The sequence below is a fragment of the Xanthomonas sp. MUS 060 genome (genome assembly GCF_000963215.1).
In the GTDB taxonomy this organism is placed as follows: Bacteria; Pseudomonadota; Gammaproteobacteria; order Xanthomonadales; family Xanthomonadaceae; genus Xanthomonas_A.
Window position 1 is genome coordinate 1 of record NZ_JZIM01000035.1, and the last position, 11,250, is coordinate 11,250.

General features: G+C 60.6%; 6 protein-coding genes. All 6 read right to left on the minus strand.

Features of this window, described 5'->3' with window-relative positions; genetic code table 11:
• The coding region (locus tag XANALMUS060_RS17700) for an amino acid adenylation domain-containing protein (protein ID WP_235430557.1) at window positions 1-1,119 on the minus strand (1,119 nt) is incomplete at its 3' end.
• Window positions 1,120-1,144: 25 nt separating this feature from the next.
• Window positions 1,145-1,693, minus strand: a complete 549-nt coding sequence (locus tag XANALMUS060_RS17705) for an AMP-binding protein (protein WP_052688205.1) — start codon at window positions 1,691-1,693, stop codon at window positions 1,145-1,147.
• Window positions 1,659-2,099: a condensation domain-containing protein gene (locus XANALMUS060_RS20135; protein ID WP_152640548.1), complete on the minus strand. Its 441-nt coding sequence runs from the start codon at window positions 2,097-2,099 to the stop codon at window positions 1,659-1,661. The genes XANALMUS060_RS17705 and XANALMUS060_RS20135 overlap by 35 nt, the downstream gene beginning before the upstream one ends.
• Before the next feature lie 231 nt (window positions 2,100-2,330).
• Window positions 2,331-2,693 carry a condensation domain-containing protein gene (locus tag XANALMUS060_RS22290; protein ID WP_235430558.1) on the minus strand — a complete coding sequence of 121 codons (363 nt, stop codon included), beginning with the start codon at window positions 2,691-2,693 and terminating at the stop codon, window positions 2,331-2,333.
• Between the two features lie 662 nt (window positions 2,694-3,355).
• Complete coding sequence (locus XANALMUS060_RS21440; protein WP_052688206.1) at window positions 3,356-10,744, minus strand: non-ribosomal peptide synthetase; 7,389 nt, start codon at window positions 10,742-10,744, stop codon at window positions 3,356-3,358.
• 230 nt (window positions 10,745-10,974) lie between these two features.
• A complete protein-coding gene (locus tag XANALMUS060_RS21445; RefSeq protein WP_235430559.1) occupies window positions 10,975-11,202 on the minus strand; it encodes a hypothetical protein in 228 nt (75 codons plus the stop codon).
• Between the last annotated feature and the right edge of the window lie 48 nt (window positions 11,203-11,250).

The window sequence follows — 11,250 nt, forward strand, 5'->3', positions numbered from 1 at the left end:
AGCAGCAGGCACCATGTAATCCGGCAAGGTATCCGACAACCAACTGCGCAAGATTTCCGCGCCAAGATGTTCCGACGTCACACCTTCGGCAGCAACCCAATACGCCACCAGACGCTTCTCGGTACCAGCCACCGCACCTTCCAGCGCCACCACCACGCATTCGCGCACATCCGCATGCGCGCTCAGCCGCGCCTCGATTTCACCCAATTCAATGCGGAAACCACGGATCTTGACCTGATGATCGTTACGTCCGAAAAACTCAATCGTGCCATCGGCACGCCAGCGCCCCAGATCGCCACTGCGATACATCCGCGCCGTCGGATCGGTACTAAACGGATCCGTCAGGAAGCGTTCGGCGGTCAACTCCTCTCGATTCAAATATCCAAGACCCACGCCATCGCCACCGATATACAACTCGCCCACCACCCCGATCGGAACCGGCGCACCGTGTGCATCAAGAATGTAGATCTGCGTGTTTGCGATTGGCCTGCCGATCGGAAGACTTCTGACATCCTCGTCGATTTCCATCGCCTCATAGGCCGTCGCGATGGTCGTGATTTCCGTCGGGCCATAGCAATTCAAGAAATGCTGGGGGCCGTTGCCATCCAAGACCTTCGCCACCACGCTTGGATCAATCGCATCACCACCGGCCAACAGATAGCGCAAGTGACCGAAGCTCTTTTTCATGCTCTCGGCATATTGATGGAACAGCCCCGCCGCTAACAGCAAGATGCTGATGCCTGCGCACTCGACTGTCTCCGCCAACCTGACAGGGTTCAGCAAAACATCGGCTTCGATGACGACCAAGCGTGCGCCATTGAGCAGCGCACCCCAGACTTCGAACGTCGTCGCATCGAAACTCGGATTGGCCGCCAAAGCGACACAGTCGCTCGGACTGAACGGAAGATACCCATTGTTCAATACCAGACGATTGATCCCTCGATGCGGGATTTCGACTCCCTTCGGCAGTCCTGTCGAACCGGAGGTATAGATGACACAAGCGCTCGTGCCGCCATGCGAGTGCACTCCGGGATTATGCAACTGCGCTGCGTTCACCACAGCATCGTCGATGTTGACCCGCAAAAGCTCCAGCGGTTCTGGCAAGATGGCATCCGCCACCGTCAACACCTGAGCGAGGCCACAATCAGCGAGGATGTAAGCCAGCCGCACGCTCCGGCGGATAATCCGGATCCAGCGGCACATATGCGCCACCCGCCTTCAACACCGCCAGCAACGCCACCACCATCTCGACGCTACGCGGCACGCACACTGCCACGCGGTCATCCGGGCGTACGCCCAACTCACGCAGGTAATGCGCCAACTGGTTGGCACGCACATTCAACTCGCCATACGTCAGCGCGACATTGTTTTCCGGCGGATAATCCGGATCCAGCGGCACATATGCGCCACCCGCCTTCAACACCGCCAGCAACGCCACCACCATCTCGACGCTACGCGGCACGCACACTGCCACGCGGTCATCCGGGCGTACGCCCAACTCACGCAGGTAATGCGCCAACTGGTTGGCACGCACATTCAACTCGCCATACGTCAGCGCGACATTGTTTTGAACAATCGCAATTGCCGATGGATCACGCGCCACCTGTGCCTCGAACAATGCATGCACACAGGCATGAACAATCGCAATTGCCGATGGATCACGCGCCACCTGTGCCTCGAACAATGCATGCACACAGGCATCGCGCGCGAGGATAATCCGCCTTGGTCGCATTCCACTGCGTCAGCAGCTGATGGCGCTCGGCCTCGTCCAGCAACGGCAGACGGTCCACCGCCCGATCTTCAGCACCAGGATAATCCGCCTTGGTCGCATTCCACTGCGTCAGCAGCTGATGGCGCTCGGCCTCGTCCAGCAACGGCAGACGGTCCACCGCCCGATCTTCAGCACCCTCGGCCACCATCGCCGCCAACAGATGCCGCCAATGCCCGATCCAACGCTCCAGCGTCGCATGCTCGAACAGCGCGGTGGCATAGATCAGACTGCCGACAATCCCCTCCTCGCTCTCGGCCAATGACAGCGATAGGTCGAACTGCGCACTTGTCTGCGCGGTGGTGAGACCGCTCGCTCGCCTCGATTTCACCAAGATCCAGTTCGCCCTGCGGCGTGTTCTGCCAGGCGAACATCACCTGGAACAGCGGCGCATGCGCCAGACTGCGTGGCGGCTGCAGCAGTTCGACCACCTGCTCGAACGGGATGTCCTGATGCACCTGCGCTTGCAATGCGCGTTCCTTCACCGAGGCCAGCAATTGCGCCAGCGTCGGCGAGCCGGACAATTCCACCCGCAGGGCCAGCGTGTTGACGAAGAAGCCGATCAATCCTTCGGTCTCGGAGCGCAGGCGAACATCACCTGGAACAGCGGCGCATGCGCCAGACTGCGTGGCGGCTGCAGCAGTTCGACCACCTGCTCGAACGGGATGTCCTGATGCACCTGCGCTTGCAATGCGCGTTCCTTCACCGAGGCCAGCAATTGCGCCAGCGTCGGCGAGCCGGACAATTCCACCCGCAGGGCCAGCGTGTTGACGAAGAAGCCGATCAATCCTTCGGTCTCGGAGCGACCACGATTGGCTACAGGGCTGCCGATCACCACATCGTCCTGACCGGACAGACGCGCTAGCAGCAGCGCCCAACTGGCAAGTAATGTCATATACATCGTCAGGCCATGGCGCTGACTCACTCAGTGCCTTCAGCGCCTGCGCCTGCTGCGGACCGATGACCACCTCCAGCATCGCCCCGGCATGATCCTGACGCGCTGGACGCGGACGATCCGTGGGCAGCTCCAGCAATACCGGTGCGCCGGACAGCGTCTCGCGCCAGTAGCTCGCTTGCTGCTCCAGCACATCTCCTGTCAACCATTGCCGCTGCCAGCTTGCATAATCGACGTACTGGATCGGCAACGGTGCCAGCGGATCGGCTTCGCCACGTGCGAACGCCCGATACAGCGCACTCAACTCGTTGATCAAAACCCCCATCGTCTCGCGCCAGTAGCTCGCTTGCTGCTCCAGCACATCTCCTGTCAACCATTGCCGCTGCCAGCTTGCATAATCGACGTACTGGATCGGCAACGGTGCCAGCGGATCGGCTTCGCCACGTGCGAACGCCCGATNGCTCCAGCACATCTCCTGTCAACCATTGCCGCTGCCAGCTTGCATAGTCGGCGTACTGGATCGGCAACGGTGCCAGCGGATCGGCTTCGCCACGTGCGAACGCCCGATACAGCGCACTCAACTCGTTGATCAAAACCCCCATCGACCACCCGTCCGACACGATGTGGTGCATCGTGACGAAGAGGACGGACTCGTCATCGGCAAGGCGTTCGTATCAGCCGACCACGGATGATCAGCCGACCACGGATGAGCGGGCCGTGCTCCAGCGTAAATGCTGCCTGTGCCTCCTCGGCCAATAATTGCTGCAGCATCGTCTCGCGTTCGGATACATCGCGCAGATCGTGATCGATCCGATGGAAGCCAATGTCCTCAGCAGAAATGTGCTGCAACGTCTGCCCATCGACCAGCACGAAGGTCGTGCGCAGCGACGCATGTCGGGCCACGATACGGTCCAATGCACGCTGCAACGCCTGCGTATCCAATGCCCCACGCAAGCGCAGGCCACCGCTGACGTGATACGCCTGGCTGACGCCCTCGAACTGCCTGCGACAGGAACCAGAGCCGTTGCTGCGCAAACGACAGCACCCGCGGTGCATCCGGCTCCAGCGGCACGATCGGGACAGGAACCAGAGCCGTTGCTGCGCAAACGACAGCACCCGCGGTGCATCCGGCTCCAGCGGCACGATCGGCGGCAAGATCGCGCTGGACGAGGACGCCCGCCACACAAGCGGCAAGGTCTTGCAGCGTCGCATGCGTAAACAGCTCGGCCACGCCAATCTCGACACCCAATTCCTTGCGCACACGCGAGGCGACCCGCACCGCCAGCAGCGAATGTCCGCATGCGTAAACAGCTCGGCCACGCCAATCTCGACACCCAATTCCTTGCGCACACGCGAGGCGACCCGCACCGCCAGCAGCGAATGTCCACCCACCGAGCGCGAAGAAGTTGTCCTGCCGCCCGAGCGCGAAGAAGTTGTCCTGCCGCCCGATGCTCTCTAGACCCAATAGATCGCACCAGATCGCGGGCGATGGTTTGTTCAATCGCGCCCTGTGGCGCTTCATACGCACGCGCCGCATAGGCTGCGGCATCCGGTGCGGGTAACGCCTTCCGATCCAGCTTGCCGTTCGGGGTCAGCGGCAAGTCATCCAGATGTACGTATGCGCTGGGAACCATGTAATCCGGCAAGCGCGCACCAAGCTGTGTCCGCACTGCTTCGGGATTAAGCTCGATGCCGTCAACATCACCCACCACATAGGCGACCAGACGCAACTCGCCAGCGTTGTACTGGCGAGCGATGACCACCGCATCACGCACACCGTCGCAAGCACGCAAGGCAGCCTGGATTTCTCCAAGCTCGATACGGAAACCGCGCAGCTTAATTTGATCGTCATTGCGACCGAGGAACTCCAGCGTGCCATCGGCGCGCCAGCGCACCAAATCGCCACTGCGGTACATGCGTTGACCAGGCTGTTGAGCGAACGGATCAGGCACGAAACGTTCGGCCGTCAGATCCGCACGGCCAAGATAGCCACGCGCCAAACCATGACCAGCGATATACAGTTCACCCGGTACGCCATGTGGGCAAAGCTGTCCGTGCACATCGAGCACGTAAACTCGCACACCAGCAAGCGGAAGCCCGAGAGGAATGCGGTCTTCATCGCCACACAGCGCGTGCATGAGACAACCCACTGTGGTTTCAGTCGGGCCGTAGTGGTTGAATATCTGCGTGCTTGGCGAGCGCTCCCGCCACCAGCGCACAGCATCGACAGACGGTGCTTCGCCGCCGAGCACCAGCACTCTCACGCATCCGTCCAACGGGGTATCGCCAAGTTCCTGCTGCAACAGCGTCAGATGAGAGGGAGTGAGCTTGAGTGGAGCAATGGCGCGCCCCTGCCGCAGTGCATGCGCCCAATCTGCCGGTGTACTGTCATGTGCACACAATTGCACGGTACCGCCGCACAGCAACGGTGGATAAACCCCGGTCAGAGCCAAATCGAAGTGCAACGAAGTAAAGACCAGCGAGGTATCGCCTGGCTGCAAGGCGCAGCGTTCGCTCAGTGCCGCCGCGTAAGCGACCAGACCCTGGTGGGTGATCATTGTCGCCTTGGGCTGGCCGGTGGAACCGGAGGTGTACATCACATAGGCCAGATGCTGCCGCTGCAACCCCGCGATGTCGGGATTGTGCGTGGCACGCTGGATGAGCACGAGATCGGTTACGCTGATTATCGGCAGCGTCAATCCATCGCGCGATGTCGTCGGCAACGACTGGTCGACGATGACGACGCTGGCGCGGCAGTCGTCCAGCAATGCGAGCAAACGGTTGCCAGGCGATGTCGGATCGAGCGGAACATAGGCTGCGCCGGATTTGAGAACACCGAGCATGGCGACAATGGCGGCGATGCCGCGTTCCAGGCAGATCGCCACTCGGTCGTCTGGGCGTACGCCTAATTCGCCCAGGTAATGCGCCAGCCGGTTGGCACGCGCGTTCAATTCGCCATACGTGAGCGACTCCTCGCCCTGCACCAGCGCGATGGCCGATGGATCACGCGCTACCTGTACTTCGAACAATTCGTGTACACACGCATCGCGTGGATAATCCGCTGTCGTTGCATTCCACTGCATCAAGACCTGCTGCCTTTCGGCCTCAGGTAGAACATCGAGATTGCGCACTGTTGTCTGTGGTGCATGTGCAAGTGCATCGGTAAGCCTTTCCAGTGCCTTCACTAGAAACGCGCATATCCGTTCCGCAACGAGTGGCCGCTGCGCCTGCACCGTCAGCGCAAATCCCGACCCAACATCGTCGATAGCAACCATGAGCGGATAACTCGTGCGCCCATGCGCTAGCATGGTCTCGATTCCCTCCCACGCCATCGCCTCGGCAGCACCTTCTGCTTGAATCCGATGCCGGTAGTTGAGCAGCGAGGTAAACAACGGTGCAGGTGCTGGAACACCGCTGCACCGCTGCACCAACGACAACGACGCATGCTCGTGCCGCAAGAGCTCTGCAAGACGCTGCTGCATAAGATGCACACTCTCTACCACACTGGACGCGTCAATCTCGATCCGCAGCGGCAAGGTATTGATGAACATGCCAAGGGCACGGTCGGCCCCCACTCCACCCTGCATGCGGCCAAACAGCACGGTTCCGAATACAACACGCTCATGGCACGTTGTGCGTGCCACCACCTGCGCCCAGGCCAGATGAAACAGACTGGCCGTGCTCACGCCGAGCGTCCGTGCCTGGCTGCGCAGCAATGCCGATAGTGGCTCATGCAGATTGACACGTACCTGCTCCACGTCGGATCCATCGCCCTGTCCGTCAACCAGACCGAACGGGGCACAGGGCTCATCCACATCGGCGAGCATCGTCCGGAAATACGCCTCGTGCTCCTCGCGACTCACGCCCAGCAGCGCCTGCGCCACAAAATTGCGGAACGGAAGCGGGGCTGGCAAGGTGTCAGCTTCACCACATAAGTGGCAACTGACCTCCTCTAACACGATCTCCAATGTCGTGTGATCCAAGGCAGCATGGTGACTGAGCAACTGCAGCAGCCAGCGGCCACTGCTCGAATCTTGCATCGCAAAGCCACGCATCAGCGGCGCCTGACGCATATCCATGCGCCAATGCCGTGGATCGAAGCGCGATTGCAGCTGTGCCGCCGCATCACCTTCGGCATCATCCAGACACACCTCCTCGATCGGCAGCGGCGCATGCCGCCACACGACCTGGACCGGTGCGGCCAGCCCTTCCCAGGCGATCGCCGTGCGCAGAATGTCGTGACGATCAATGACACGCTGCAGCGCATCGACAAACCTATCCAAACGCGAACGGCTATCGAACGCGATCAAGTTTGGCAGCAGATAGGCATCACCTTGTTGTTGCATCAGATGATGGAAGAAAATGCCTTCTTGCAACGGGGCCAGCGGATAGATGTCCTGGATATTGGCCGAACCGCCTGGGGTCATCGCGACAATGCGATCGATCTGTTCCTGAGTGAGTGCTACCAGCGGCAACATCTCAGGCGTGATCGCTACGCTGTCTGGGCCAATGCGGTTGGGCGGCACACTGACTGACACGGCGCCGCTCGCCGCAGCCAGTGCTATGAGCGTCGGAGTGGTGAACAGTGTGCGCAAATCGGCCTGTAAACCCTGCTGGCGCATCCGCTCGTTCAGCGTCACCGCCAACAACGAATGCCCACCGAGCGCGAAGAAGTTGTCGTGCCGCCCGATGCTCTCCAGACCCAGCAGGTCACGCCAGATCGCGGCAATGGTGTGTTCGACCTCACCCTGCGGTGCTTCATACGCAGGCGCGGCATAGGCTGTAGCATCCGGCGCGGGTAAATCCAGATGTACGTATGCGCTGGGAACCATGTAATCCGGCAAGCGCGCACCAAGCTGTGTCCGCACTGCTTCGGGATTAAGCTCGATGCCGTCAACATCACCCACCACATAGGCGACCAGACGCAACTCGCCAGCGTTGTACTGGCGAGCGATGACCACCGCATCACGCACACCGTCGCAAGCACGCAAGGCAGCCTGGATTTCTCCAAGCTCGATACGGAAACCGCGCAGCTTAATTTGATCGTCATTGCGACCGAGGAACTCCAGCGTGCCATCGGCGCGCCAGCGCACCAAATCGCCACTGCGGTACATGCGTTGACCAGGCTGTTGAGCGAACGGATCAGGCACGAAACGTTCGGCCGTCAGATCCGCACGGCCAAGATAGCCACGCGCCAAACCATGACCAGCGATATACAGTTCACCCGGTACGCCATGTGGGCAAAGCTGTCCGTGCACATCGAGCACGTAAACTCGCACACCAGCAAGCGGAAGCCCGAGAGGAATGCGGTCTTCATCGCCACACAGCGCGTGCATGAGACAACCCACTGTGGTTTCAGTCGGGCCGTAGTGGTTGAATATCTGCGTGCTTGGCGAGCGCTCCCGCCACCAGCGCACAGCATCGACAGACGGTGCTTCGCCGCCGAGCACCAGCACTCTCACGCATCCGTCCAACGGGGTATCGCCAAGTTCCTGCTGCAACAGCGTCAGATGAGAGGGAGTGAGCTTGAGTGGAGCAATGGCGCGCCCCTGCCGCAGTGCATGCGCCCAATCTGCCGGTGTACTGTCATGTGCACACAATTGCACGGTACCGCCGCACAGCAACGGTGGATAAACCCCGGTCAGAGCCAAATCGAAGTGCAACGAAGTAAAGACCAGCGAGGTATCGCCTGGCTGCAAGGCGCAGCGTTCGCTCAGTGCCGCCGCGTAAGCGACCAGACCCTGGTGGGTGATCATTGTCGCCTTGGGCTGGCCGGTGGAACCGGAGGTGTACATCACATAGGCCAGATGCTGCCGCTGCAACCCCGCGATGTCGGGATTGTGCGTGGCACGCTGGATGAGCACGAGATCGGTTACGCTGATTATCGGCAGCGTCAATCCATCGCGCGATGTCGTCGGCAACGACTGGTCGACGATGACGACGCTGGCGCGGCAGTCGTCCAGCAATGCGAGCAAACGGTTGCCAGGCGATGTCGGATCGAGCGGAACATAGGCTGCGCCGGATTTGAGAACACCGAGCATGGCGACAATGGCGGCGATGCCGCGTTCCAGGCAGATCGCCACTCGGTCGTCTGGGCGTACGCCTAATTCGCCCAGGTAATGCGCCAGCCGGTTGGCACGCGCGTTCAATTCGCCATACGTGAGCGACTCCTCGCCCTGCACCAGCGCGATGGCCGATGGATCACGCGCTACCTGTACTTCGAACAATTCGTGTACACACGCATCGCGTGGATAATCCGCTGTCGTTGCATTCCACTGCATCAAGACCTGCTGCCTTTCGGCCTCAGGTAGAACATCGAGATTGCGCACTGTTGTCTGTGGTGCATGTGCAAGTGCATCGGTAAGCCTTTCCAGTGCCTTCACTAGAAACGCGCATATCCGTTCCGCAACGAGTGGCCGCTGCGCCTGCACCGTCAGCGCAAATCCCGACCCAACATCGTCGATAGCAACCATGAGCGGATAACTCGTGCGCCCATGCGCTAGCATGGTCTCGATTCCCTCCCACGCCATCGCCTCGGCAGCACCTTCTGCTTGAATCCGATGCCGGTAGTTGAGCAGCGAGGTAAACAACGGTGCAGGTGCTGGAACACCGCTGCACCGCTGCACCAACGACAACGACGCATGCTCGTGCCGCAAGAGCTCTGCAAGACGCTGCTGCATAAGATGCACACTCTCTACCACACTGGACGCGTCAATCTCGATCCGCAGCGGCAAGGTATTGATGAACATGCCAAGGGCACGGTCGGCCCCCACTCCACCCTGCATGCGGCCAAACAGCACGGTTCCGAATACAACACGCTCATGGCACGTTGTGCGTGCCACCACCTGCGCCCAGGCCAGATGAAACAGACTGGCCGTGCTCACGCCGAGCGTCCGTGCCTGGCTGCGCAGCAATGCCGATAGTGGCTCATGCAGATTGACACGTACCTGCTCCACGTCGGATCCATCGCCCTGTCCGTCAACCAGACCGAACGGGGCACAGGGCTCATCCACATCGGCGAGCATCGTCCGGAAATACGCCTCGTGCTCCTCGCGACTCACGCCCAGCAGCGCCTGCGCCACAAAATTGCGGAACGGAAGCGGGGCTGGCAAGGTGTCAGCTTCACCACATAAGTGGCAACTGACCTCCTCTAACACGATCTCCAATGTCGTGTGATCCAAGGCAGCATGGTGACTGAGCAACTGCAGCAGCCAGCGGCCACTGCTCGAATCTTGCATCGCAAAGCCACGCATCAGCGGCGCCTGACGCATATCCATGCGCCAATGCCGTGGATCGAAGCGCGATTGCAGCTGTGCCGCCGCATCACCTTCGGCATCATCCAGACACACCTCCTCGATCGGCAGCGGCGCATGCCGCCACACGACCTGGACCGGTGCGGCCAGCCCTTCCCAGGCGATCGCCGTGCGCAGAATGTCGTGACGATCAATGACACGCTGCAGCGCATCGACAAACCTATCCAAACGCGAACGGCTATCGAACGCGATCAAGTTTGGCAGCAGATAGGCATCACCTTGTTGTTGCATCAGATGATGGAAGAAAATGCCTTCTTGCAACGGGGCCAGCGGATAGATGTCCTGGATATTGGCCGAACCGCCTGGGGTCATCGCGACAATGCGATCGATCTGTTCCTGAGTGAGTGCTACCAGCGGCAACATCTCAGGCGTGATCGCTACGCTGTCTGGGCCAATGCGGTTGGGCGGCACACTGACTGACACGGCGCCGCTCGCCGCAGCCAGTGCTATGAGCGTCGGAGTGGTGAACAGTGTGCGCAAATCGGCCTGTAAACCCTGCTGGCGCATCCGCTCGTTCAGCGTCACCGCCAACAACGAATGCCCACCGAGCGCGAAGAAGTTGTCGTGCCGCCCGATGCTCTCCAGACCCAGCAGGTCACGCCAGATCGCGGCAATGGTGTGTTCGACCTCACCCTGCGGTGCTTCATACGCAGGCGCGGCATAGGCTGTAGCATCCGGCGCGGGTAATGCCTGCCTTGCGATCCAGTTGCGATCCAGCTTGCTTGCCCCGTTCGGGGTCAGTGGTCGGTAGGCGATCCAATTGCACATAAGCCGCCGGCACCATGTAATCCGGCAACGTGTCCGACAGCCAACTACGCAAGCTTTCCACGCCAAGGGACTCGTGCGTCGCATCAGGCGATCCAATTGCACATAAGCCGCCGGCACCATGTAATCCGGCAACGTGTCCGACAGCCAACTACGCAAGCTTTCCACGCCAAGGGACTCGTGCGTCGCATCCTGCGTCGCAACCCAATACGCCACCAATCGTTTGCTTGTCGCTACCCGTGGCATCCTTCGCTACCCGTGGCATCCTCCAGCGCCACCACCACACTCTCGCGCACATCCGCATGCGCGCTCAACCGGGCCTCGATCTCGCCCAATTCGTTCGATGCGGAAACCACGAATCTTGACCTGATGGTCGTTGCGTCCCACAAACTCCAGCGTGCCATCGGCACGCCAACGCCCCAGATCGCCAGTGCGATACATCCGCGCCGTCGGATCGGCACTGAATGGATCCATGAGGAAGCGTTCGGCAGTCAAATCACCGCGATTCA

Excerpts from the sequence above, each read along its gene's own strand:
- XANALMUS060_RS21440 (WP_052688206.1), bottom strand. The coding sequence starts at position 10,744 with ATGTGCAATTGGATCGCCTACCGACCACTGACCCCGAACGGGGCAAGC.